Origin of the sequence: Micromonospora sp. NBRC 110038 (assembly GCF_020884815.1) — a bacterium.
GTDB lineage: Bacteria > Actinomycetota > Actinomycetes > Mycobacteriales > Micromonosporaceae > Micromonospora > Micromonospora haikouensis.
On sequence record NZ_BBOL01000002.1, the window covers coordinates 195,707 to 220,288 of the forward strand.

Annotated in this window: 20 protein-coding genes and 1 pseudogene; 6 read left to right on the forward strand and 15 right to left on the reverse strand. The window is 74.6% G+C overall.

From position 1 onward, the window contains the following. Positions 1 to 557: 557 nt before the first annotated feature. Positions 558 to 1,103: a TIGR00730 family Rossman fold protein gene (locus LPU61_RS08505; protein ID WP_229404651.1), complete on the reverse strand. Its 546-nt coding sequence runs from the start codon at positions 1,101 to 1,103 to the stop codon at positions 558 to 560. 193 nt (positions 1,104 to 1,296) lie between these two features. Then, positions 1,297 to 2,142 (reverse strand): annotated as a pseudogene (locus tag LPU61_RS08510) (TIGR00730 family Rossman fold protein); the annotation flags it as partial. Positions 2,143 to 2,304: 162 nt separating this feature from the next. On the opposite strand from LPU61_RS08510, the gene LPU61_RS08515 reads away from it, so the two are divergent. Next, a complete protein-coding gene (locus LPU61_RS08515) occupies positions 2,305 to 2,472 on the forward strand; it encodes a hypothetical protein (protein ID WP_176734749.1) in 168 nt (55 codons plus the stop codon). Between the two features lie 88 nt (positions 2,473 to 2,560). On the opposite strand, the gene dapE is transcribed toward LPU61_RS08515, so the two are convergent. Continuing rightward, complete coding sequence (dapE, locus tag LPU61_RS08520) at positions 2,561 to 3,634, reverse strand: succinyl-diaminopimelate desuccinylase (RefSeq protein ID WP_043965806.1); 1,074 nt, start codon at positions 3,632 to 3,634, stop codon at positions 2,561 to 2,563. Positions 3,635 to 3,658: 24 nt separating this feature from the next. Here dapE and dapD point away from each other — a divergent pair, with 24 nt between their 5' ends. Beyond that, positions 3,659 to 4,618, forward strand: a complete 960-nt coding sequence (gene dapD, locus LPU61_RS08525; protein WP_043965805.1) for a 2,3,4,5-tetrahydropyridine-2,6-dicarboxylate N-succinyltransferase — start codon at positions 3,659 to 3,661, stop codon at positions 4,616 to 4,618. A 98-nt stretch (positions 4,619 to 4,716) separates the two neighbouring features. Here the strand turns inward: dapD and LPU61_RS08530 are convergent, their stop codons facing one another. Then, positions 4,717 to 8,118, reverse strand: coding sequence for a S8 family serine peptidase (locus LPU61_RS08530; RefSeq protein WP_229404652.1), 3,402 nt, complete (start codon positions 8,116 to 8,118; stop codon positions 4,717 to 4,719). A 124-nt stretch (positions 8,119 to 8,242) separates the two neighbouring features. On the opposite strand from LPU61_RS08530, the gene LPU61_RS08535 reads away from it, so the two are divergent. Then, a complete protein-coding gene (locus tag LPU61_RS08535; protein ID WP_043965803.1) occupies positions 8,243 to 8,800 on the forward strand; it encodes a sugar O-acetyltransferase in 558 nt (185 codons plus the stop codon). A 117-nt stretch (positions 8,801 to 8,917) separates the two neighbouring features. Then, entirely contained in the window at positions 8,918 to 11,548 is a 2,631-nt protein-coding gene (locus LPU61_RS08540) for a hypothetical protein (RefSeq protein ID WP_229404653.1), read from the forward strand. Between the two features lie 91 nt (positions 11,549 to 11,639). Here the strand turns inward: LPU61_RS08540 and LPU61_RS08545 are convergent, their stop codons facing one another. From LPU61_RS08545 to fdxA, 5 genes are read right to left on the reverse strand one after another with little or no spacing between them, the layout of a single operon-like run. After that, positions 11,640 to 12,287, reverse strand: coding sequence for a nucleoside/nucleotide kinase family protein (locus tag LPU61_RS08545; protein ID WP_229404654.1), 648 nt, complete (start codon positions 12,285 to 12,287; stop codon positions 11,640 to 11,642). Next, on the reverse strand, positions 12,287 to 12,937 hold the full coding sequence (locus LPU61_RS08550; protein WP_043965800.1) for an SIMPL domain-containing protein: 651 nt from the start codon (positions 12,935 to 12,937) through the stop codon (positions 12,287 to 12,289). The genes LPU61_RS08545 and LPU61_RS08550 overlap by 1 nt, the downstream gene beginning before the upstream one ends. A 58-nt stretch (positions 12,938 to 12,995) precedes the next feature. Further along, entirely contained in the window at positions 12,996 to 14,030 is a 1,035-nt protein-coding gene (locus LPU61_RS08555) for a prephenate dehydrogenase/arogenate dehydrogenase family protein (RefSeq protein ID WP_229404655.1), read from the reverse strand. Between the two features lie 9 nt (positions 14,031 to 14,039). After that, positions 14,040 to 15,155, reverse strand: a complete 1,116-nt coding sequence (gene dapC, locus LPU61_RS08560) for a succinyldiaminopimelate transaminase (protein WP_043966552.1) — start codon at positions 15,153 to 15,155, stop codon at positions 14,040 to 14,042. Then, the gene (gene fdxA, locus LPU61_RS08565; protein ID WP_007072862.1) at positions 15,152 to 15,478 is read right to left on the reverse strand and encodes a ferredoxin; all 327 of its coding nucleotides are present in this window, start codon (positions 15,476 to 15,478) and stop codon (positions 15,152 to 15,154) included. Before fdxA ends, dapC begins: the two co-directional genes overlap by 4 nt. Before the next feature lie 78 nt (positions 15,479 to 15,556). On the opposite strand from fdxA, the gene LPU61_RS08570 reads away from it, so the two are divergent. Continuing rightward, complete coding sequence (locus LPU61_RS08570) at positions 15,557 to 16,609, forward strand: GNAT family N-acetyltransferase (RefSeq protein ID WP_229404656.1); 1,053 nt, start codon at positions 15,557 to 15,559, stop codon at positions 16,607 to 16,609. A 23-nt stretch (positions 16,610 to 16,632) separates the two neighbouring features. Here the strand turns inward: LPU61_RS08570 and LPU61_RS08575 are convergent, their stop codons facing one another. From LPU61_RS08575 to mshB, 3 genes are all read right to left on the reverse strand, one after another. After that, complete coding sequence (locus LPU61_RS08575; RefSeq protein ID WP_229404657.1) at positions 16,633 to 17,097, reverse strand: hypothetical protein; 465 nt, start codon at positions 17,095 to 17,097, stop codon at positions 16,633 to 16,635. Between the two features lie 81 nt (positions 17,098 to 17,178). After that, positions 17,179 to 17,619 (reverse strand): hypothetical protein, encoded by a 441-nt coding sequence (locus LPU61_RS08580; protein WP_043966549.1) that lies wholly within the window; start codon positions 17,617 to 17,619, stop codon positions 17,179 to 17,181. Positions 17,620 to 17,636: 17 nt separating this feature from the next. Then, on the reverse strand, positions 17,637 to 18,566 hold the full coding sequence (gene mshB / locus LPU61_RS08585) for an N-acetyl-1-D-myo-inositol-2-amino-2-deoxy-alpha-D-glucopyranoside deacetylase (protein ID WP_091277068.1): 930 nt from the start codon (positions 18,564 to 18,566) through the stop codon (positions 17,637 to 17,639). 86 nt (positions 18,567 to 18,652) lie between these two features. Between mshB and LPU61_RS08590 the strand changes: the two genes are divergently transcribed. After that, positions 18,653 to 20,797 carry a prolyl oligopeptidase family serine peptidase gene (locus tag LPU61_RS08590; RefSeq protein ID WP_229404658.1) on the forward strand — a complete coding sequence of 715 codons (2,145 nt, stop codon included), beginning with the start codon at positions 18,653 to 18,655 and terminating at the stop codon, positions 20,795 to 20,797. A gap of 60 nt (positions 20,798 to 20,857) precedes the next feature. Here LPU61_RS08590 and LPU61_RS08595 read toward each other — a convergent pair whose 3' ends face one another. The 3 genes from LPU61_RS08595 to LPU61_RS08605 form a co-directional block, all read right to left on the reverse strand. After that, a complete protein-coding gene (locus LPU61_RS08595; protein WP_229404659.1) occupies positions 20,858 to 21,484 on the reverse strand; it encodes a hypothetical protein in 627 nt (208 codons plus the stop codon). A gap of 321 nt (positions 21,485 to 21,805) precedes the next feature. After that, on the reverse strand, positions 21,806 to 23,548 hold the full coding sequence (locus LPU61_RS08600; protein ID WP_229404660.1) for an ABC transporter substrate-binding protein: 1,743 nt from the start codon (positions 23,546 to 23,548) through the stop codon (positions 21,806 to 21,808). A gap of 37 nt (positions 23,549 to 23,585) precedes the next feature. After that, positions 23,586 to 24,572: an ABC transporter permease gene (locus LPU61_RS08605; protein ID WP_043965786.1), complete on the reverse strand. Its 987-nt coding sequence runs from the start codon at positions 24,570 to 24,572 to the stop codon at positions 23,586 to 23,588. Positions 24,573 to 24,582: the final 10 nt, after the last annotated feature.

Here is a 24,582-nt window from a genome sequence, read left to right on the forward strand (position 1 = left end):
GCCATCGTCTTGCCGCACGTCGACGTCCTGCCGCAGGTCAACGCGCTGCCGAACGTCGTCGCCCGGCCGCACGCCAACGCCCTGCCGCGCGCCGTTGTCGAACCCGCCGTGACCGGTCTGCCCGCCGTGGTCGGCCTGCGCGCCATCGCCGCCCGGCCCGCCGGCCCGACGCTCCCGCCCGGCCGCCCCTTCGGGCCGACCGCCCCCCAACGCCGCCCCGTCGGACCGGCGGTCCCCCCGGGCCGCCTCGACAGGCCGGCGCACCAGCCGGTACGCCTGCATCCCCCCATCCCACCACGCCCCACCGACACTCACCCCACCCCGCCCACCCCGCCCACCCCGTGCTTCCCCGCCCTCTTGCCCCACCCCACCCCACCCCCTCCCCCCCTCCCGCCGCAGCCTCGCCCTGCCTCGCCCTGCCTCGCCTCGGTGATCAAGAGGTTTGCGTCAAAGTTGATCACCAAGTTGACGCAAACCTCTTGATCACCGAGGCGGGAGAGGGCGGGGCGGGGGCGGGAGGAGGCGGGGCGGGGCGGGGCAGGGGGCAAGGGGGTGGGTCAGGGGAGGTGGGATTCCAGGGTGGTCAGGGCGTTGGGGATGGTGTCGGCCACCAGGAGGAGGTCCTGGCCCGCCGGCTTGAGGAAGTGGCGGTCCGTGAGGGTGGTGAGCCAGTCGAGCAGGGGGCGGTAGAAGCCGTCCGCGTTGACCAGCACCATCGGCTTGGTGTGCAGGGCGAGGGTGGCGGTCGTCCACACCTCGAACAGCTCGTCCAGGGTGCCCAGCCCGCCGGGCAGGGTGAGGAAGGCGTCCGACTTCTCGATCATCAGCGTCTTGCGGTCGGCCATGCTGGCGGTGACCAGCAGCTCGTCCGAGGCGAGGTCGGCGACCTCCAGGTCGACCAGGGACTGCGGGATCACCCCGACCGTGCGGCCGCCGGCCGACCGGGCCCCGTCCACCACCGCCCCCATCATCCCGACGCAGCCGCCGCCGCTGACCAGCGTGTGCCCGCGCCGGGCGATCTCCCGGCCGGTCTCGGCGGCGAGGTCCAGCCAGCGCTGGTCGAGGGTGCGGGAGGACGCGCAGAACACGCAGATCGCGGCCACCGGCTCAGCCCTCCCGGGCCTGGTCGGCAGCGGCCCTGTCGGCAGCGGCACCCTCCGCAGCAGGACCCTCGGCGGCGGCCCGCTGGTCGGCGGCGGTCCGCTCGACGGCAGCCTGCTCGACGACAGCCTGCTCGACGGCGGCCCGGTCGGCGTCGGCCCGGTCGGCGTCGGCCCGGTCGGCGTCGGCCCGGTCGGCGGCCCGCTGGCCGTTCCCGGTACGCGCGACCGCCTCCTCGCGGATCGCCTCCTGCTCGGCGGAGAGGGCCGCCTCGGCGGCCACGATGTGCCGCACGGCGGCGTCTACGTCGTCGGTGAGGCAGATCAGCTCCAGGTCGACCGGCCCGATCTTGCCGTCGGCGGCCATCGTGTCGCGCAGCCAGTCGAGCAGGCCCCGCCAGTAGTCCGTGCCCATCAGCACCACCGGGAACCGGGTGACCTTGCCGGTCTGCACCAGCGTCAACGCCTCGAACAGCTCGTCCATGGTGCCGAACCCGCCGGGCAGCACCACGAACGCCTGGGCGTACTTGACGAACATGGTCTTGCGGGCGAAGAAGTAGCGGAAGTCGATGGCCAGGTCGACCCAGTCGTTGAGGCCCTGCTCGAAGGGCAGCTCGATGCCGAGCCCGACGGAGAGCCCGCCGGCCTCGCTGGCGCCCCGGTTGGCCGCCTCCATCACGCCCGGCCCGCCGCCGGTGATCACGGCGTACCCCGCACGGGCCAGGGCGGCGCCCAGCTCCTCGGCCAGCCGGCACTCGGGGCTGTCCGGCTTGCTGCGGGCGGAGCCGAAGACGCTGACCGCGGGCGGCAGGTCGGCCAGGGTGTCGAAGCCCTCCACGAACTCGGACAGGATGCGCAGCGCCCGCCAGGCGTCCTTCGTCTTCCAGTCGCCACGGCCGCGCGAGTCCAGCAGCCGCTGGTCGGCGGTGCTGGTCGGGATCGCGCCGCGACGCAGCGTGACCGCGCCCCGGTGCCGCTCCCGCCCCGGCTCGCGGGCCGGACCGCGCCCGCCGCTGTCGCTCCTGGCAGCCCTGTCACTCATGGAAGCAACCGTAGTGGAGGGGCGGTAGCGGGGTGCGACGCCCGCACCAGGGGCGGGTCGGAGAAATTTTCCGCGACCAGGGCAACTAATTCGCTCGCCCGTACGTCTTACCATTCATATACCGGGTATGCCCCGGCACGCGCCTTCGGGGGAGGAGCCAGCGTGATCAGCAACAGCGAGATGATCCGGATCCGTCGGCAGATGCAGCGGCGGATCCGGGACGTGGTGGCCGAGCGCCGCCGCGCCCGGCAGATGGAAGCCCCCGTCGCCGACCTCACCGGCGACCCGACCGACACCCGCCCCGAGTCGTCCCTGACCCCGACCGCCTGACCGACCGACGCACGTCGCCGGGGCGGCCCGCCCACCGCAGCGCGGTACAGCGGGCCGCCCCGGCGCGTCCGCGCCGGCTCCGGGGCGCTCAGGCCGGGGCGAGCCAGCGGTGCAGGGTCGCCGCGCCGTCGCGGATCTTGCCGATCTCGACGTGCTCGTCGGGGTGGTGGGCCAGGTTGGGGTCGCCCGGGCCGAAGTTGAGCGCGGGGATGCCCATCGCGGCGAAGCGGGCCACGTCCGTCCAGCCGAGCTTGCCGATCGGCGCGGCGCCGACGGCGGCCAGGAACTCCTTCGCCGGGGCCGCCTCCAGTCCGGGCGCCGCCCCGGCGGCCACGTCGGTCACCCGCAGCTCGAAGCCGTCGAAGACCTCGCGCAGGTGCGCCTCGGCCTCGGCCGGCGTCCGGTCGGGCGCGAACCGGTAGTTGACCTCGATCTCGCACCGGTCGGGCACCACGTTGCCGGCGACCCCGCCGCTGATCCGCACCGCGTTCATGCCCTCGCGGTAGTCGCAGCCGTCGATGGTGACGCGCCGCGCCTCGTACGCCGACAGGCGGCGCAGCACCTCGCCCGCGCCGTGGATGGCGTTCACCCCGTGCCAGGAGCGCGCCGAGTGGGCCCGTACGCCGGTGGTGGTCACCACCGACCGCATGGTCCCCTGGCAGCCGGCCTCGACGATGCCGTACGTCGGCTCCAGCAACACGGCGAAGTCCGCCTGGAGCCACTCCGGGTGCGCCTCGGCGACGAGGAAGAGCCCGTTGTACTTGGACTCGATCTCCTCGGCCTCGTAGAAGAAGTACGTCACGTCGTAGCGCGGCTCGGGCAGGGTGACCGCCAGGTGCAGCGCGTACGCGACGCCGGACTTCATGTCGGAGGTGCCGCAGCCGTACATGAGGTCGCCGCGCATGGTCGACGGGAAGTTGTTGTTCAGCGGCACGGTGTCCAGGTGCCCGGCGAGCACGACCCGGGAGGCCCGCCCCAGGTCGGTGCGCGCCATCACGGTGTTGCCGTGCCGGAACGTGGTCAGGTGCGGCACCCCGCGCAGCACCTCCTCGACGCAGTCGGCGATGGCCTTCTCGTGGAGGGAGACGGACTCTATGTCGACCAGTGCACGGGTCAACGCCACCGGATCGGCGAGGACCTCGGGGGTCAGCGGGTTCTCCATGGTTCGCACGGTACCGTCACAGGCGTGACGACTGCACAGCCTGCGTGGGGCATCGGCCTGGCCACGATCACCGCTGACGAGCAGGTGCTCGACACCTGGTATCCGACGGGCAAGCTGGGGCTCGGCGAGCTGCCGCTGGTCCCGGGCGAGGACGAGGCGGACGTGCTGGACCTGCCGCCGGGGGCGGTCGGCGAGCGGGCGCTGCCGGGGCTGCGTACGGTCCAGGTGGTCACCGTGATCGGCTCGCTGGACGACCCGATCTCCGACGCCGCCGACGCGTACCTCAGGTTGCACCTGCTGTCCCACCGCCTGGTGCGGCCCAACGAGCTGAACCTCGACGGCATCTTCGGCAAGCTGGCGAACGTGGCCTGGACGTCGGCCGGGCCGTGCCCGCCGGAGCGGGTGGACGAGCTGCGGGTGATCGAGCGGGCCGCCGGCCGCCACCTGGCCGTCCACGGGGTGGACAAGTTCCCCCGGATGACCGACTACGTGGTGCCCTCCGGGGTGCGGATCGCCGACGCGGACCGGGTGCGGCTCGGCGCGCACCTGGCCGCCGGCACCACGGTCATGCACGAGGGCTTCGTCAACTTCAACGCCGGCACGCTGGGCACCTCGATGGTCGAGGGGCGGATCGTGCAGGGCGTGGTGGTCGGCGACGGCTCCGACATCGGCGGCGGCGCGTCGATCATGGGCACCCTCTCCGGCGGCGGCACCGACCGGGTGCGCATCGGCGAGCGGAGCCTGGTCGGCGCGAACGCGGGCGTCGGCATCTCGCTCGGCGACGACTGCGTGGTCGAGGCGGGCTGCTACATCACGGCGGCCTCGAAGATCACGCTGCCGGACGGCCGGGTGGTCAAGGCCCGCGAGCTGTCCGGCGTCGACGGGCTGCTGTTCTGGCGCAACTCGGTCACCGGCGCGCTGGAGGCCCGCCCGCGCACGGGCCGGGGCATCGAGCTGAACGCCGCCCTGCACGCCAACGACTGACGCCCCGCGCGGCCGACGCCGGCCTGCGCGGCGACGGGCGATGGTAGGGCCGCACGTCCGGGCCCGGCGGGATGGGACCGCCGGGCCCGGACGCAGGCTCACTTCAGCCGGTACGCCTGGATGATCCGCGTGGTCACCGTGTTGCCGGCGGTGTCCTTCGCGGTGGCGCGCAGCGACGCGTAGCCGGTGCCCGCCGGGTGGTGCAGCGTCGCCACCCAGCCGGCGCCCTGGCGGCGCAGTTCCGCCTTGCGCCAGGTCTTGCCGCCGTCGTAGGAGGCGTCGACGGTCAGCGAGGCCACCTTCGCCGTCGGCGCGCCCTCCTGCGGTTCGACCCGCACCGGCACGGTGAAGGTGCGGCCCGCCGGGGCGCTGTTGTCGGGGCGCAGCGCCGGGGCGAAGTGCACCGCCGCCGCCGGCTGCGGCACGAAGTCGTCACCGGCGGCGTGCTTCGAGCGGAACGTCCACGCGGCGGTCACCTCGGTGCTCAGGTCGGCGATGTCGCGCGTGGCCAGGGTCTCCACCCGGTAGTTCGCCGCGCCCGGGGGCACCTCGAACTCGCCGTAGCCGGGATATCCGCTCTCGCCGACCAGCTTCCCGTTGCGGTAGAGCCGGGTCCACTGGGTCTCGTTGAGGGACCCGCCGACGTGCCCGGCCGCGTCGCTGTGCACGGCCAGGTCGACCACGATGAGGTCGCCCTGGCGGGTGATTCCCTCGGTCCCCCAGCGCCGCGCCGGGAACGACGGCGCGAACGGGGCCGCGCCCCACGTCTCGTGCCCGGTGCTGCCGGCCCGGTACCTGGTCGACGGCGACATCAGCAGCGCCTTCACGTCCAGCCAGCCGTCCTCGGTCGGGGCGCCGAAGTCCAGCTCGGTGCTCCAGCTCACGGCGTTGGTGCTGTAGTGCTCGACCCGCTTGCCGGGCACCGCCGTGGGCACGACCAGCGCCGACCCGCCGGTGTTGTACTCCGGCTCGCCGTAGGCGATCCGTTCCGCCTCCATCCCCGGGTACGCGTCCCGGAAGGTGTGCACGACGGTGGCGAGGTCCTTGGCGCGGTAGTGCTTGACGAAGCCGGTCGGCAGCCGACCCGGGAACGCCTCCAGCAGCGCGTAGAGGTACGGGCTGCTCTCGGCGTCCGCGTCGACCCACTGGCTGCCGATGGTGGCGACGAAGCGGTCCGGCGTGCTCGCCGGGCCGAGCTGCGCGCTGGTCAGCCCGGCGAAGCCGGAGCTCCACAGGCTGAACGAGTAGATGCTGTCGTCGGCCCCGTAGAAGATCGCGCTCACGTCGACCAGTTCCGCCGTCGCGCCGCGCTGCGGCACCGTGGCCAGCACCGGCTTGCCGGCGCGGGCGTCGAGGGTGAGCTTGACCGGCCCGTCGACGACCAGCTCGGGCCGGGCGAGCAGGGTGGCCCCGGTGGGTTCGCCCGTCTCGTCGGTGGCGAACAGGTAGCTGGCCAGCCCGTAGCGGCCCTTCGGCACGCGCACGGTCGCCGTCCCGGTGCCGCCGTAGATGTCGATGGGGAAGGTGAAGCCGTCCAGGTTCATCAGGCTGGTGCCGTAGTCGGTGGTGGGCTTGCCGTCGACCCCGAGGTGGCTGATGGTGACGTCGTAACTCTCCACCTCGCGGTGCACGGCGATCGGGGTGACCGCCACGGTGTCGCCGGAGCGGGCGACGACCCGGCCGGTGTGGTAGCCGTCCGGGGCGTCGACCCGGGTGTCGGCGCTGACCTGCACCCCGGCCGTGCCGCCGGCCGGCACGGTGACGCGGGGCGCGCCGAGGCGGAACAGACCGGCGGGGGCCGGCTTGCCGTCCGGCCCGGTGGCCTCGATCGTGAGGTCGAGGGTGACCGGGGCGGTCCCGGAGTTGTGCCAGGTGACCGTGCGGTCGAGCACCGGGTCGTCGTCGTGCGGCCACAGTGCCCGGCCGAACGACACGCTCGCCGGGTCGCTGGTGACCTGCTGCCCGATGGCCCGGGCCACGTCGACCCGGCCCGCGCCCTGCTGGTAGGCGGTCTGCTCGGGGTGCGGCTTCGCGGCGGCCATCAGGGTGGCCTTCAGCGCGCCGGCCTTCCAGTCGGGGTGCCGCTGGGCGAGCAGCGCCACCGAGCCGGCGACGTGCGGGGTGGCCATGGACGTGCCGGAGGCCGCCACGTACTGGTCGCCGACCGGCTCGCCGAGGGTGGTGCCGGCGGCGCGGGCCGCGACGATGTCCACGCCGGGGGCGGTGATGTCGGGCTTGAGGGCGTCGTCGCCGGTGCGGGGGCCACGGCTGGAGAAGTCGGCCAGTTCGTCGTCCCGGTCGACCGCGCCGACGGCGAGGGCGGCGTCCGCGCTGGCCGGGGAGCCGACGGAGGCGTCCGTGCCGTAGTTGCCGGCGGCGAGGACGAACAGGGTGCCGGTCTGCGCGGTGAGGGTCTGCACCGCCTCTTCCAGCGGGTCGACCTCCGGGGTGTCCCAGCCGCTGAGGCTCATGTTGACCACGGTGGCCCGCTTGTCGACGGCGGCCCACTGCATGCCGGCGAGGATCGCCGAGTCGGAGCAGCCGTTGTCCTCGCACACCTTGCCGGAGACCAGCGTGGCGTCCGGCGCGACGCCCCGGTACTTCCCGCCGGAGGCCGCGCCGCTGCCGGCGATCGTGGAGGCGACGTGGGTGCCGTGGCCGATCGTGTCGCCCGGCTCGGGCACCTCGCTGAAGTTGCGCGACTCGGCGAGCCGGCCGGCGAGGTCGGGATGCTCGGCGTCGACGCCGGTGTCCAGCACCGCGACGGTGACGCCCCTGCCGGTGAGGCCGGCCGCCCACGCGGTGGGGGCGCCGATCTGCGGCACGCTGTGGTCGAGGGTGACCCGGCGCCTGCCGTCCAGCCAGAGCCGGTCGACACCCCCCGCCGTGTCGACACGGGCCGCCGCCCGGCCGGTGGTCACCGCGCCCCAGACCGCGCCGGCCCGGGCCTTCTCGGCCGTCACGGCCGCGCCCCGGATGGCCGGCAGGTCGCGGGTCACCCGGGTGCCGGCGATGCCGGCGACGGCCCGGCGGGCGTCACCCGGCCGGTACGACACCAGCAGCGGCAGGCTGTCGCGGCGGGCGTCGTCGTAGCCGGCGGCGATCAGCTCGGTCACGTCGAACAGCCGGGGGTCCACCCGGCCGGAGCGCAGCAGGGGCAGGGCGTCCTGCGGCTGCACGGTGACGTGGCCCCGGTCGCGCCGGACCAGGAAGCGCAGCTTGTCGCGCCCCGCGCCGGGGCGGATGCTCACCGTGCCAGAGCCGGTGACGGTCACCCGGTCGCCGGTGACCAGGGTGACGGTGGCCGGTCGGCCGGCGACGGGCCCCGCCGGACCGGTGCCGCCGGTCGCGGCGGCGGGCGTCGCCGGTGACCCGGCTGCGGGGGCCGTGGCCGGGGCGGCGGCGGCCGGGGTGGGCAGGGGCGCGGCGAGCACCAGGCCCAGGGCCAGCGCCAGGCTGGTTGGCTTTCTTCCCTTTCGATGCAACTCGATCCTCCTCATGAGGCGTCATCAATGACGGGGTCGCATTGACAGGAGAAGAATTGCATACTCGGTATGCACAGGTGAAGACATAAACGTGACGAACTTCGCACAGAGTCGAGATCCGACGGGGCATCATCGTCCGATGACCTCCATGAAGGACCGCATGCTGGCCGGCGAGCTCTACCGCGCCGAGGGGCCCGAGCTCCTGGCCGACCTGGACCTCGCCGCGCGCCGCAACGAGGCGTTCAACCGCACCTCCGCCACCGACCCCGAGGCCCGACTGGCCGCGCTGCGCGAACTGCTCGGCTCGGTCGGCGAGGGCACCTCGGTCCGCCCGCCGTTCCACTGCGACTACGGCTGGAACATCCACCTCGGGCCGCGCGGGTTCGTCAACTTCAACGGCGTCTTCCTCGACGTCGCCCCGATCACCATCGGCGCGGACGTCCAGATCGGACCGAACGTGCAGCTCCTGACACCCACCCACCCCGTCGACCCGGAGCCCCGGCGGCAGAAGTGGGAGGCGGCACAGCCGATCACCCTCGGCGACAACGTCTGGCTCGGCGGCGGGGTGATCGTGCTCGCCGGGGTCACCATCGGCGACAACACGGTGGTCGGCGCCGGGGCCGTGGTGAACCGCGGCCTGCCGGCGAACGTCGTCGCCGTGGGCAACCCCGCCCGGGTGGTACGCACCATCGGCTGAGCGACCGAAGATCCGGTCAACACGGCGCTTACCTGCGAAAACATCTCGCCCCAGGGGTGGCAGAAGCGAGCCCGGAAGGTGCACTCTGGGTAGTGGAGCCATCACTAGGAGGTACCGATGGCCGGTCGGGTGCTCGAACTACGCGTACACGGGGTGTCCAACACTCCCCCGGACCAGGTGCTCGGCCTGGACCCACAACCCGGCGACGACGGCCCCCGCCCCTGGCTCGTCGCCGGCGACGAGGTCACCGGCTTCTACCGCGCCACCGACGTCGGGCCGGACGACTCGGTGGTCGTCGAGGCGTACAGCTGGGGGCAGTTGACCTCCGGCGCGCGGACCGCGCGGGACGTCGAGCGGGCCCTCTGGACGCTGCTGCTGCCCTTCACCCTGGCCAACGTGGCGCTGCACGCCCGGCCCGGCATCCCGCCCGACCCCGACGAGGAACGCTGGGGCAGCCGGTCCGGGATCACCGCCTGGCTGGTCCGGCTGTTCTGCCTCAGCCTCACCGGGACGCTGGTCCTCGCCGCCACCGGCATCGGAGTGGACCTCGTCGCCTGGCAGTGCGTCGACGAGGAGTGCCTGCGCCGCGTCCCGGGCGTGTGGGAGTTCCTCGCCCACGGCTGGTGGCGGCAGGGCGCGCACTCCCTCGTCGTCGGCCTCGTGATCCCCCTCGGCCTGCTGGCGCTGCTCGGCCTGCTCGCCTGGCGCACCTACCAGTACGAGGCGGAGATGCCGGCCGCGCCGGCCGCCCGCCCGGCCGCCGAACCCTCCCACGACTCGGCCCCGCCCCGCGACCCCGCCGGCGGGCCGCCTCCCGGCGACGGCCCGCCGCCGGAGCAGGCCGCCAGCGCCAACCCGTTGCAGGACCCCACCTTCTGGTGCGGGGAGGGGCAGCTGCGCCGCGCCGGGGTGCTGCACCTCTGCGTCGGCGCGGTGGTCGCGGTGGCCGTGCCGCTCGGCGCGGTGCTCGCCATGGACCCGCCGCTGGGCGTACGGGCCGCCGTCGCCTGGCCCACCGTGGCGCTGCTCGGCGCGGTGGTGCTGATCGCCGTGGTGGCCCTCGGCCGCCCCTGGCTGAGCCGTCGCGCCGGGGACACCCCCCTCGGCCCGTGGAGCGTGGCGGTCATCGTGCTGACCTGCGCCGGGGTGGCCGGCACGGTGCTGCTCCTGCTGCTGCCGGACGGTCCGGCCGGCACCCCGCTGGCGCAACTGCGCCCACCCGCCGGGTGCATCCGCGACCCGACACAGGCCGGCTGCCTCGTCGACCGCTCGCTGCCCGGCTACGACTGGGTCATCGCCTGGTACGGCACCGGGCAGGTGCTCCTGCTCGCCGCCATCGGCGCGGTGGCCCGGTCCGGCCGGCGGGCGCTCGCCGCGCCGGTCGCCGCCGCGCTGCTCCTGCCGCTCGGCGTCGCCTGGATCGCCGGCTGGCTGCCCGCCACCCCGCCGGCCCCGCAACGGCTGGACGACTGGATGCTCACCGTCCCCGCGATCGCGCTGGCCGGCGGCGGCCTGCTGCTGCCCCGCACCGGCCCCGCCGCGCCGCCCCGACCCGGGCAGCCGCACGCCGACCTCGGCTGGGGCGGGCGCGGGCCGGCGGTGATCGCCGGGTTCGGCTGGCTGCTCGGCATCGCGTACTGCTCCGGGGTGCTCTACTGGGTCACCGACCGGCTCACCGACGGCAACCCGGCGGGCGGCCGGACCGGGGTCGTCCCGCCGCTGCCGGTGATGTGGGCCGGCCTCGCCTTCGCCGTCGCCGTGCTCGCCCTGGCCGGCGTCGCGCTCCGCGCCGGCCTGCTGTTCCACCGGCTCCGCCGGCAGGAGTACGCCGCGCTGGTGCCCACCGACAACACCCTCTCCGCGCACGACCGGCGGCGCTGCCGCGACGTGAGCGCGTACCGGGCGCTGCACCGGCTGGTGGGCGAGCACGCCCTGCGCCTCATCGGCTGGTACGCGGCGGTCGGCGCCGCCCTGGCCACCCTCGGCTCCGCCGCCGCCCTCTCCCACGTCCCGCCGGACGTGACCGCCGTGACCGGCTGGCCGACGGTGGTCAAGGCCGTGGCCGACGCCGGCGACACCCTGCTCGGCTGGCTGCCGGTGGCCATCGCCGCCGTGGGGCTCATGGTCTACCGCAACGACACCGTGCGCCGCTCGGTCGGCGTGCTCTGGGACATCGGCACCTTCTGGCCCCGGGCCGCGCACCCCCTCGCCCCGCCCAGCTACGCCGAACGGGCCGTGCCGGAACTCCAGACCCGCACCGCCGGCCTGCTCGCGCTCGGCGAGCACGACCCCCGCCGGGTCGACGGGATCATCCTCTCCGGGCACAGCCAGGGCGCGGTGATCTGCGCGGCGGTGCTCCTCCAGCTGCCCGCCCGGTGGCGACGGCGGATCTGGTTCTTCTCCTACGGCTGCCAGCTCACCCGGCTGTACGGGCGGATCTTTCCCGCGTACTTCGGGCCGGACCGGCTGCCGGCGCTGGCCGACGCGCTGCGCGGGCCGTCCGGGCGGCCCGGCTGGACCAACTTCTGGCGGGACACCGACCCGCTGGGCTGGCCGGTGACGGCCGGCGAACGGAACCTGCCCGTCCACGACCCGGACGCGCTGCACCCCACCGGCGGGGAGGTCGCCGACCCGCCGATCCGCAACCACAGCGCCTACCCGGACGCCGCCGAGTTCCGCCGCGAGCGGGCCCGGGTGACCTGGCTGCTGCGGCGCGGCGTCCCGGCGCCCCGGCAGGGCGTCGGCTGACTGTCCGGGCAGGTTCCGTTCGCCGGGGCCACCGGTTGGCTCGGCGTCGGCCGGACCGCCCGCCGGGGGCGCGGCCGTGCCGCCGCCCCGGTCAGGCCGGCGGCGGGTCGGCCAGCCGGACCACCAGGTCGGCCCGGCCGGCGGTGCCGGCCACCAGGGCCGCGTTGGTCTCGTCGCTGCCCAGCGCCCAGGCCCGCGCCTGCTCCGGCGACCGCCCGTACGCCTCGTGCCGGGCGGTCAGCCGGCGGTGCCGCACCTCGGCGTCCAGGTCCAGGAACCACGCCTCGTGCAGCAGCGACCGCACCTCGTCCCACGGGTAGTCCGGCAGCAGCAGGTAGTTGCCCTCGGTCACCACCAGCCGGACCTCCGGCGGCACCTCGATCGCCCCGGCGACCGGCTCCTCCAGGTCGCGGCGGAACTCCGGCGCCCACACCGAGGTCGGCTCCAGCCGGTGCAGCCGGCGCAGCAGCGACACGTACCCGACCACGTCGAACGTGTCCACCGCGCCCTTGCGCGCGTCCCGGCCGAGCCGGCGCAGCTCCGCCTGGGCCAGGTGGAACCCGTCCATCGGCACCAGCCGGGCCACCCCGCCCAGCTCGGCGACGACCCGCTCGGCCAGCGTCGACTTGCCCGCCCCGGGCGCGCCCGCGATGCCCAGCAGCTGGCGGGGGCCGGCGTCGGCCAGGACGCGGGCCCGCGCCACCAGCTCCTCGACGGCCAGCACGTCGGCGGTCGGCATCAGCCCAGCACCGGCTCGGAGATCGTGAACCGGGCCTCCACCGCCGCGTGCACGGACTGCGGCTGCGGGTCCAGGTCCAGCTCCGGCGGGCCGCCGGACTCCCCGCCGCCGCCACCGGCGAACGCGGCGCGGGCGAACATCGGCTGCGGGGCCGGCCCGGTGTCGGCCAGCTCCAGCAGGGCGGTCACCCGGGCGCCGAGCGCCTCCGCGTACTCCCGGGCGCGGGCCAGCGCGTCGGCGATCGCGGCGTGCCGGGCGTCGCGGTGGGCGGGGCTGTCCGGCCGCAGCGACCACCACGGGCCGGCGATCTCGACCTGGTCCTGGTCGGCCAGCCGCAGCATCAGCTCGCCCAGCGCGGTGAAGTCGGTGACGGTGACGGTGGTGCCGACGCTGCCGTGCCAGGCCACCACCCGCTCGCCGGAGCGGCGCGTCTGCGGCCACACCCGCAGGTCGCCGGTCTCCCGGCGGTCCACGGCCGGCTCGGCGGCGTCGAGCAGCACCCGCACGGCGGCGGCCCGCTCGGCGAGCCGGCTCAGCACGGCCTCCCGGCTGCGGTCCCGGGCCGTCGCGGTCACCGTGAACCGCGCCAGCTCGGGCGGAACCTCCCGGTACGCCTCGCCGCGCACCGCCACGACCGGTCCGTCCACCATGCTCTCACCCTAGAGGAAGGGCACCTTGTTGACGCATTCTGTAGAGCAGGGGCCCCTTCTAACACCCGCGGGGCAGGTGGGCGGCGTAGGTGACCGTGGCGTCCGTGACCGCGCAGCCGGTCAGGTAGCCGCCGGCCGCACCGAGCGACAGCAGGTAGGCCAGCTCCCCGTCGGCCGCCGCGTCGTCGGGCTCCGCGCCGGGCGGGAGGGCGCGCGGGAAGGTGCGGGGGGCGGCGGCGGGCAGCTCCCGGTCGAGCAGCGCCAGCCGGAGCCCGCGCGCCCGCTGCTGGAGGTCGGCCAGGGCCGCCGCGTCGCCGCCGCGCAGCGCGGCAGCATACCGGTCGAGGAGACCACGCACCCGGTCGAGCTGGGCGAGCAGCTGGTCGCGGTTGTTCAGCAGCATGTCCACCGTGCGGGCGGCCGGCGTGCCGACGACGCGCGTGCCGTCGCGGAAGCTGCCGGCGGCCAGCCCCAGCGCGGCGTCGCGCAGGTCGGCCTCCGCCACCGTCGCGGCCAGGGTGCCGGCCAGCAGGTGCGGCAGGTGCGAGGCGAGGGCCGCCGCCGCGTCGTGGGCGTCCGGATCCAGCGGTACGATCCGCGCGCCGAACACGTCCACGAGCAGGGCGGCCAGCGTCCGGAACCGGTCGAGGCCCGCCGCCGTGGGGCAGAGCACCCAGGCCGCCCCGTCGAAGAGGGCGGGGCTGGCGGCGGTCAGCCCGGCGCGCTCCGTCCCCGCCATCGGGTGACCCGGCACGAACCGGCCGGTCAGCCCGTGCCCCGCTGCGTACGCGGCGATGCCGCCCTTGGTGCTGCCGACGTCGGTGAGCACGCAGTCGGGGCCGGTCAGCCCGCCGACGGTGCGCAGGGTCTCCGGCAGGCTGGACAGCGGGCCGCAGAGGAACACCACGTCCCGGTCGCGGACGGCGTCGGCGAGCGCGTCGGGGAAGTCGATCCCCCGCGCGCGGCCCTCCGCCCGGGTGGCGGCGTCCGGGTCCCAGCCAGCGACGTCGACGTCCCGCTCCCGCAGCCGGAGCAGGATCGAGCCGCCGATGAGCCCGGTGCCCACCACCGCGGCCCGGAGACTGTCCACCATCACGCGCCGTCAGGGCTGGGCGAGGCGGGCGGCGACCGCCGCGACGTGCTCGTCGGACTCGGTCAGCGCCGCCCGGACGTGCTGCGCGCCGCCCGGCCCGTAGAACACGCCGGCCGCGACCAGGATGCCCCGGCGGGCCAGCCAGTCGACGGTCGCCCAGCAGTCCTCGCCCCGGGTCAGCCACAGGTAGAGCCCGGCCTCGGAGTGCTCGACGGTGAACCCGGCCCCGGTGAACGCGGCCAGCAGCCGCTCCCGCCGGGCCCGGTAGCGCTCCCGCTGGGCGTCGGCGTGCTCCTGGTCGCCCAGCGCGGCGATCATCGCCGCCTGCACCGGGGCCGGCACGATCATGCCGGCGTGCTTGCGCACCTTCAGCAGCTCCGCCACCAGAGCGGGATCCCCGGCGACGAAGCCCGCGCGGTAGCCGGCCAGGTTGGAGCGCTTGGACAGCGAGTGCACCGCCAGCAGCCCGTCGTACGACCCGCCGCTGACCTCGGGCGCGAGCACCGAGACCGGCTCGGCGGCGGCCGACCAGCCCAGCGGCAGGTAGCACTCGTCGCTGGCCACGACGGCCCCCCGCTCCCGCGCCCAGTCGACCACCTTGCGCAGGTGGTTGGCGGGCAGCACCCGGCCGGTCGGGTTGCCGGGCGAGTTGACCCAGACCAGGCGGACCCGGGGGTCGGGGCCGAGCGCGGTCAGCGAGTCGGTGCGCACGGTGGTGGCCCCAGCGATCCGCGCCCCGTCCTCGTACGTCGGGTAGCAGATCGACGGCACCACGACGACGTCACCGGGCCCGAGGCCGAGCAGGGTGGGCAGCCACGCCACCAGCTCCTTGGAGCCGATGGTGGGCAGCACGCCGAGGCCGTCGACGCGCGCGTCGCAGGACCGGGCCACCCACGTCGCGACGGCGTCCCGCAGGGCGGGGGTGCCGGCGGTCAGCGGGTATCCGGGTGCGTCGGACGCGTCGGCCAGGGCCTGCCGGATCACCGGGGGCACCGGGTCGACCGGAGTGCCCATCGACAGGTTGATCAGGCCGTCCGGGTGCGCCGCGGCCAGGGCGGCCGCGGCGTCCAGGGTGTCCCAGGTGAACTCGGGCAGCCGCGACGAGACCGGCGCGGGCCGGTTCAGTGGCCCTCTCCGCGCGGCGGCTGGCCCGCGACGAACGTCGCGTCCTTCTCCACCTTGCCGATCTTCGAGGCGCCGCCGGGCGAGCCCAGGTCCTCGAAGAACTCGTAGTTCGCCCCGGTGTAGTCCTTCCACTGCTCCGGGACGTCGTCCTCGTAGAAGATCGCCTCGACCGGGCAGACCGGCTCACAGGCACCGCAGTCGACGCACTCGTCGGGGTGGATGTAGAGCATCCGGTTGCCCTCGTAGATGCAGTCGACCGGGCATTCCTCGATGCATGCCTTGTCGAGCACATCCACGCAGGGCTCGGCGATGATGTAGGTCACCGGTCTTCTCCTCCGCAAGACACGCCGCGATCACCGCGACGGTTAGAGCCTAGTATCTCGCCGGGGAGGGGGTCGATCGTGCTCCGACAGCAGGATGTGGGACACCGGATCGTGGTCCGCCGGATTGTGGGGGTTCGCGAGGGTCGGCCGCTTTTCTCCGATGCCCTCGGCGAGCTGGTCGAGCTGACCGAGACCCACGTCACCCTGGCCACCGACCAGGGTCGGCTGCGGGTGCCGGTGGCCGAGGTGCACCGGGCCAAGCGGGTGCCGCCGGCGCGCCGGCCGACCGCCGCCGCCGTCGTGGCGCTGGAGCTGGCCTCCGACGAGGCGTGGCCGGCGCCCACCCGGGGCCGGCTCGGCGACTGGCTGCTGCGCAGCGCGGAGGGCTGGACCGGCCGGGCGAACTCGGCGCTGCCGGTCGGCGACCCGGACCGGCCGCTGCCGGCCGCGCTGGACGCCGTCGAGCGCTGGTATGCCGACCTCGGGCAGCCCGCCCTGGTCAACACGCCGCTGCCGCTCGCCGCCCCGGTCGGCGCCGAGCTGGACGCGCGGGGCTGGACCTCCCGGCCGCTGACGCTGGTGCAGACCGCGCCCCTCGCCCCGCTGCGCGCCGGCCCACCACCCGGCCGCCCCGACACGCCGCCGGGCCAGGTCGACGCGCCGCCGGGCCGGCACGGCGAGGTCGAGCCGGGGGCCGGCGCCCCGCCCGCCGCACCGGGCCGCGCCGGCCTGCCGCCGGTGGAGCTGGCCGCCGCGCCGTCCGACGACTGGCTCGCCGTCGCCGCCGGGCGCAAGGGCGGCCTCCCGGACGCCGCCCGCCACGTGCTCACCGCCGTGGGCCAGGTCCGCTTCGCCCACGTGTACGCCGACGGCGTGCTGCTCGCCATCGGCCGGGGCACGGTCACCGGCGACGGGCGCTGGCTCGGGCTGAGCCTGATCGAGGCGCTGCCGCACGCCCGCCGCCAGGGCCTGGCCACCCACGTCGTCCGCGCCCTGGCCGACTGGGGCGCCGCCCTGGGCGCCTCCGGCGCGTTCCTCCAGGTGGAGCAGCGCAACACCCCGGCGGTGACCCTCTACCGGCGCCTGGGCTTCACCACGCACCACACCTATCTCACCCGCGTCGCGCCCTGATTCCTGGCGGCGACGGGAACCGGTCAGCGGCGCACGGGGCGGCGCGGCTTGGCGGTCTTGATCTCGGCGTAGCGCTTGAGCATCCGGGAGCGGTGGTCGCGGCCGAGCGCGGTGACCGTCAGGTAGCCGACGAGGACACCGGCGGCGGTCGCCGCGAGGTAGAGCCAGATCTGGGCGAAGAAGGTGCCCGCCCCACCGCCGAACGGGTTCTGCCCGACCAGCAGCGGCCCGACCAGGACGGTCAGCAGCAGCGCCACCCCGACGCCGGCGGCCACGTCGGCCGCCCAGAGGCCCAGCGGGCGGTCCTGCCCCCAGCGGAACGCCAGCACGGCGAGGATCAGCCCGATCACCAGGAACATCGCCAGCGACACCCGGTCGGCGGCGGTGTCGTCGCCGTCGAAACCGAGCCGGATGACCACCCGGGCGACCACGTTGACCGCGAACAACGCCACCGCGAGCAGCCCGACCGCCCGCCACCGATCCCTCATCGCACGCCTCCCGCCGCACCGCCCGCCCCGACGGCGGGCCTCCTGGCAGGAATATCTACCACCGCAACCTGTGCGTCGTCATCACCCGTCGCGACGGGCCGGTGGCGGTGCGAGCACCTGCCGGAACCCCATCACCGCGAACGTCATCGCGCCCGCCACGATCATCGCCAGCCCGACCCAGTTGTCCCCGGCCAACAGCAGGTCGCCCTCGCTGGTCCGGATCGCCGCCGCGCCCATGAGCACGAACCACGGCGTGGCGGGCAGCACCACCGCCCAGCGGCGGCCCACCGCCGCGTGGGCGAACCAGCTCAACGCCACGTTGGCGAGGACCACCACCGGCACCGACGCGCCGACCAGCGTCCCGGAGACCCGGACGGTGGACAGGATCAGCTCCAGCAGGCCCGTCGCCACCGCGCCCACCACGGCCACCACGCCACCGGCGACCCGCAGGGCGAGGTCGAGCAGCCGCCACGACCGCCCCGGCGGGGACGGGACGGGGGCCTGCGGCGGGAGGACCGACATCGGCGCGGCGGGCAGGCTCACCGGACGCCGGCCGCCGCGACCGGGGTCCGCCCCGCGCCGTCCCCGTCGAGGTCGAGCCCCGCGAACAGGTCGTCCTCCCAGCCGTACGGGCCGCTGCCCGGCCCCTTCTCCCCCACCGCCAGCGTGAAGTACTCCACGCCCATGAACTCGGCCCCGAAGTTGCCGGCGATCGAGTAGAGCCAGGAGTTGGCCGGGATCTGGGTGGCGTGCGCCCGCATCGCCGCCTCCTTCGCGGCGTGCTGGTCGGTGGCGTCGATCCGGGCGGCGATCTGCTCGTCCGGGGTGCCGAAGGGCAGGTCGTCGATGCTGCCGATGCCCTCGAACGGGTTGTCCGCCGCCTCGGTGAAGTGGCTCAGTCCGGCCTCCAGCACGCTGCGCGGCATGGCCGTCCAGTAGACCTTGGCCGGGGCGAACCCCTCGGCGGCGGCCAGCTCGTGCGCCCGCATCGCCACCCGGTGCGCCTGGATGTGGTCGGGGTGGCCGTAGAAGCCGTTCGGGTCGTACGTGATCATGACCTGCGGGCGTACCTCCCGCATGACCTCCACGACGAACCCGGCGGCCGTGTCGAGGTCGGCCTGCCAGAACGCCCGGGGGTGCTCGTTGGTGGCCATCCCCATCATCCCGGAGTCGCGGTAGCGGCCCGCGCCGCCGAGGAACCGGTGGTCGGTGACGCCGAGCGCGGCGCAGGCGGCGGTCAGCTCCCCGATCCGGAACCCGCCGAGCTGGTCGGCCTCGGCGGCGGCGAGCTGCGCCAGCTCCGGCACGTGGATCTCGCCCTCCTCGCCGAGCGTGCAGGTCACCAGCGTGACGTGGGCACCGGCGGCGGCGTAGTGGGCCATCGTCGAACCGGTGCCGATGGACTCGTCGTCGGGGTGCGCGTGGACCAGCAGGAGGCGGCGGTCGGGCAGCGTCGTCACGACGGTCACTCTAACCGGCGGTTCGCCCGCGCCGGCCCCGACGCGTCCCGCCAGGTCCGCCACATCACCCCCGGGGCGGCTCTACGATCCGACGTGTGGACTTTCCGGAGCTGGCCGCCCGTACCCGCCGGTTCGGCCACGGGGCGCCGCGCGCCGTCACCGTGGCCGGCGACGGATCCCGGGTGATCTTCCTGCGCTCGGCCGGTCCGGAGGATCCCGCCGACGCGCTCTGGCTGCTCGACCCGGCCACCGGCGAGGAACGGCTGGTCGCCGACCCGACGGCCCTGCTCGGCGCGGGCGGCGACCCGGCCGCGCTCACCCCCGGCGAGCGGGCGCTGCGCGAGCGGCGGCGGCTCAGCGCCGCCGGCATCGGCTCGTACGCGCTGGACGCGGCCGGCCGGATCGCGGTGTTCGCGCTGGCCGGGCGGCTGTTCCGGGCCGACCTGGTGCACGGCGACGTGGTCGAGGTGGCGACCGTCGGCCCGGCGCTCGACCCGCGCCCCGACCCCACCGGCGAGCGGCTGGCGTACGTCACCGACGCCGCCGCCGGGGTCCGCCGGGGCGAGCTGCGGGTGGTGGCCCCCGACGGCACCGACAGCCTGCTGGCCGGCGAGGACGGCGGGGTCACCTGGGGGCTGCCCGAGCACGTCGCCGCCGAGGAGTTCCACCGGTTCCGGGGCTACTGGTGGGCGCCCGACGGGCGCGGCGTGCTGGCCGCCCGCGTCGACGAGTCCCGCCTACCCCACTGGCACCTGCACGACCCGGCCGACCCGGCCAGCCCGCCGACGACCGTGGCGTACCCGCAGGCGGGCGGGCCGAACGCAGAGGTCAGCCTGCACCTGCTCGACCTCGACGACGGCTGGGTCGACGTGCACTGGGACCGCGAGACCTACCCGTACCTCGCCTCCGTCGACTGGGCCGACGGCAACCCGCTGCTCACGGTGCTGCGCCGCTCGCAGCAGCACGGCCTGGTGCTCGCGGTCGACCCGCGCACCGGCGAGACCCAGGTGCACGCCGAGCTGGCCGACCCGCGCTGGGTCGAGCCGATCCCCGGCACCCCGGCCCACCTGCCCGACGGGCGGGTGCTGGTCGGCGGCGAGCTGGCCCACGACGGGTACGACGCCCGCTGCCTGTTCGCCGACGGCACCCTGCTCACCCCGCCGTCGCTGTACGTGCGCCGGGTGGTGGGCCGGCTGCCCGCCGGCAACGGCCCGGCCGACCTGCTGGTGGAGGCGAGCGAGGGCGAGCCCAGCCAGCGGCACCTCTACCGGGTGCGCACCCTGATCGGCGGCGGGGTGGACGCCCGCCGGATGAGCGGCACCCCCGGCTGGCACACGGCCGCCGTGGGCGGGGACACGCTGGTGGTCGGCACCGCGTCGCTGGACCAGCCGGGCACCACCTGGGCGGTGTGGCGCGGCGACCGGGAGGTCGCCCAGTTGCGCTCGCTGGCCGCCGCCCCGCCGTACGCGCCCCGGCCGACGATGGTGCGGGTGACCGACCGGCGGCTGCCCAGCGCGGTGGTCTACCCCACCCAGCACGTCAAGGGCACCCGGCTGCCGGTGCTGCTGGACGTCTACGGCGGCCCGGGGCACCAGGAGGTGGTGGCCGCGCGGGCCGCCTGGCTGGAGCGGCAGTGGTGGGCCGACTCGGGCTTCGCGGTGGTGACGGTCGACAACCGGGGCACCCCGGGGGTGGCCCCGTCGTTCGAGAAGGCGGTGCACCGCCGGCTGGCCGACGTGGTGCTGACCGACCAGATCGACGCGCTGACCGCGCTCGCCGACAAGCATCCCGACCTGGACCTGGAACGGGTCGGCATCCGGGGCTGGTCGTTCGGGGGCTGGCTGGCCGGGCTGGCGGTGCTGCGCCACCCGGAGCTGTTCCGCTGCGGGATCGCCGGCGCCCCGGTCACCGACTGGACGCTGTACGACACGGCGTACAGCGAGCGCTACCTGGGCCTGCCGGAGGACGGCATGGACGTGTACGCGCACCACTCGCTGCTGGAGCTGGCGGCCGAGCCGCCGGTGTCGGGCGAGCCGGCCCGGCCGCTGCTGCTGGTGCACGGCCTGGTCGACGACAACGTGGTGGCCGCGCACACGCTGCGGCTGTCGGCGGCGCTGCTGGCGGCGGGCCGGCCGCACTCGGTGCTGCCGCTGACCGGGGCCACCCACATGGCGGCCGGCGGCCTGTCGGAACGCCTGCTCCGCTTGGAACTCGACTTCCTCCGCACCCACCTGGGGTAAGGAGGGGCACCTTGTTAACGCTTTCTGTATAGCAGGGGCCCCTTGTTAACGACGCCGTGGTCAGGACCCGGTCGCCTGGTATCTGCGGAGCGCGGCCTCGGCGACCTGGGCCAGGAGCTTGTCGTCGTCAGGGTTGTTGCCCTGCTCTTTCACGACGATCAGAGCGGTGCCGGTCCGGACGAGAATGCTGTCGAAGGTCAGCGTGTCGGCACCGGATGTCGAGCTGCTGCTGACCCGCAGGCTGTCATCGCCCAGCCCTGGCCCTGGTGCCAGTGCGAAGCGGTAGCTGCCGCCGCCCGGACCAGACGCGACGGTGGGGCAACGGCCGACGAAGGTGCGCAGGTCGGTCATCGCCCGTCGTGCCCCGTCGTCGGCGTACGTCCGGATGATCTCGGTTCCCACCCAGAGCCAGGAGTTGTCGGGATTTCCGTCACGGCTCAGGGTGGCTGCTGCCATCGCAGACGGAGTCCCCGTCAGCCGCGATGCCGACAGCAGCGGGATCATGTGGTCCGAGCAGCCGCTGTCTGCGCGCCGATCCCCCGCATTCCCTGCATCCCGCGCCATGACCGTCGCGATCTGCACGGTGAACCCGGGCGGCAGCGAGTCCGTGGTCAGCAGGCGCGCGGACAGGGTCGCGGAGTAGCCGGGTCCGCCGGTCGCCGGCACGGCCGGGGAGGCGGGCTTCATGGCTGGGGCGGAGCCCGTGACCCCCGCCGTGGCGGGGATCGTCTCGCCCGCTGACCGATCCGTTGGGTGAGCCGTCGAAGGACCGCACGCGGTCGCCAAGCAGACGGCCACCACCGCAACTGAGCCACGCACCATCATGCTGAACACCAGGACTTCTCTGAGTCGAAGGCGACATGATCCCCTACCCCACCCACCAGCCGCGCCCCGCCCCGCCCCGCCCTCAGCGATCAAGAGGAAAGCGTCAAGTTTGATCTCGACGATGACGCAAACCTCTTGATCACCAAGGCGGGGCGGGGCGGGCGGGGCAGCGGGGGGTGGGGGTTAGCCCTTGACGTACGCGTCGACGAAGGACGGGTAGCCGAAGACGCTGGAGATGAAGACCCCGCCGGCCTTCGACCCGTGCACGTTATACGCCACGTCGACGTAGAGCGGCACCACCGGGGCGTGCTCGGTCATGATCCGCTGGTCGAGCTTGGCCCACTCCGGGCCCTGCTTCGCCGGCTCCAAGGCAAGGATCCGGTCGAACTCGGCGTTGATGGCCGGGTCGTTGAAGTACGACTGGTTGCTGTTGCCCTCGGCCTTGATGGTGCGGCCGTCGTAGAGCACCGGCAGGATCGACGCGCCGCTGGGCCAGTCCGCCGCCCAGTTGCCGATGTACAGGTCCCAGGGGTTGTTCTTCTTCTTGACCTCGTCGAGCTTGGCGTCGTCCGGGATGTTCCGCACGGTGATCTTGAAGCCGGCCCGCTCCAGGTTGCCCTTGAGCTGGGTCGCCTGCACCTGCTCGTTGGTGTTGTCGGCCACGCCGAGGACCAGCTCCGGCGTCTGCCCGCCGAGCAGCTCCTTGGCCTTGTCGACGTCGCCGTTCGCCCCGGCCGGGTACGCCTCGTACGCCTGGAAGCCGATCGTGGCCGGCGGCATCAGGGTGGTCAGCGGCTGGGCGATGGTCTGCCCGCCGAGTGCCTTGACCAGGCCCTCCCGGTCGATGGCGTAGTTCAGCGCCTGGCGGACCTTGAGGTCGGTCACCCGCTGGTTGTTGATGACGAGCTGGTTGGCGCTCGGCGTCGGCGAGAGGATGGTGCGCGACTTCAGCGCCGCGTCCTGGGCCACCCGGGCGACCAGCGAGGGCGGCACCGAGTTGAAGGCGAGCGCGCTCTGGTCGGGGCCGTTGTCGGCGATCACCCGGTTGTTGGCGGCGTCGGCGGTCGGGCCGAAGCTCCACACGAACTGGTCCGGGTACTGGTGGCGCACCGGGTCGGTGGCCGGGTCCCAGTTCGGGTTGCGGTCGAGGGTGAGCTGCACGCCGACCTGGTTGTTGGCGATCTTGTACGGCCCGGACGAGAACGGCCGCTGGTCCAGGTTGACCCCGGTGTCCTTGTCGGGCCGCAGCGGCGCGGTGGTCGGCAGCGACACCGCGAACGGCAGGTCGCAGCGGGGCTTGGCGAACTCGAAGCGCAGGGTCCGCTCGTCCGGGGTGGTCAGGCCGGGCGGGAGCGCGCCCTTGTTCTTCTTGAAGTCCCACTTCGTGTCGAACTGCGGGGTGTCGGCCAGCCACTCCTGCAGGTAGGTGGGGCCGCCGGCGAGGTCCGGGTCGAAGGAGCGGGCGATGCCGTACGCGATCTCCTTCGACGTGATCGGGCTGCCGTCCTCGAACTTCACGCCCTGCTTGATCGTGAACTGCCAGACCTTGCAGTCGTTGTTGACGTTGGTGCCCGGGGTCTCGGCCAGGTCGCCGACGAGCACGAGGCCGCCCTTGCCGTCGTCCTTCCAGGTCGTCAGGTAGCGGGCGAAGAGCGGGTTGGCCATCAGGCCCGCGAACGAGTACGTCCGCTGCGGGTCCAGGTGGGAGATCGGGGTCTCCCGGATGATGGTGAACGTGCCGCCCTTGCGCGCCCCGCTCACCTCGGCCGCCGGGCCCTGCGAGTCCTTCGGGTCGGTGGCGATGACGCCGGTCTGCTGCCGGCCGGTGTCGACCGTGGTGCCCTCGCCCGTGTTCTCCGAGCACGCCCCCAGCGCCACCACCAGTGCGATGGCGCCGCCGACGCCGGCCGCTGCGCGTGGTCGCATCTCCTACCTCCTCTGTCGATGAATCCGGTCGAAACGATCAGCGCAGCCGCACCCGAGGGTCGATCGCCGCGTAGAGCAGGTCCACCACGACGTTGGCCAGCACCACGAACACCGCCGCGATGAGCACGGTCGCCATGATGGTGGGCAGGTCACCGGCGCGGACGGCGTCGACGGCCGTACGCCCCAGCCCCTGGATGCCGAACGTGGTCTCCGTGATGACGGTGCCGCCCAGCGCCCCGCCCACGTCGAGCCCCGCGATGGTCACCACCGGGGTGATGGCCGCGCGCAGCGCGTGCCGCCCGTACACCTTCGGTTTGGTCAGGCCCTTGGCGCGGGCCGTGCGGACGAAGTCCTCCGACAGCGTCTCCAGCATCTGCGCCCGCGACAGCCGCGCGTAGATGGCGGAGAAGAGGAACGCCAGCGAGACCCACGCCAGCACGAGGCCGCTGGCCCACTTGAGCGGGTCGTCGAACAGCGACGTGTAGCTGGGCACCGGCAGCAGCCGCAGGTGGTAGACGAAGACCAGCAGCAGCACCGCCCCGACGAAGTAGAGCTGCAACGACGCGCCGGTCAGCGAGAAGCCGATGGCCAGCCGGTCCAGCCAGGTGCCCCGGCGCAGCGCCGAGACCATGCCGAGGCCGACGCCGAGCAGCAGCCACAGCACCGCCGCCGGGATCACGATGCTCAGGGTCACCGGCAGCACCCGGGCGATGGTGTCGCTGACGGCCTCGTTGGTGACGTACGACCAGCCCAGGCAGGGCGCGTCGCACCGGCCGCCCTGGGCGCTGCCGAGGTCACGCCCGGTGACGATGCCCTTCATGTAGCCGGCGTACTGGGTGACCAGCGGGTCGCGCAGGCCCAGCTCCTGGCGGACCCGCTCCAGCCGCTCCGGGTTGCAGTTCTTGGGGCACATACCGCTGACCGGGTCGCGCGGCAGGGCGAAGAACATCAGGAAGCTGAGCACGCTCACCGCGAACAGGGTGAGCGTCGCCGAGAGCAGCCGCTTGACCAGGAACCGCGCCATGGTGCAGCCC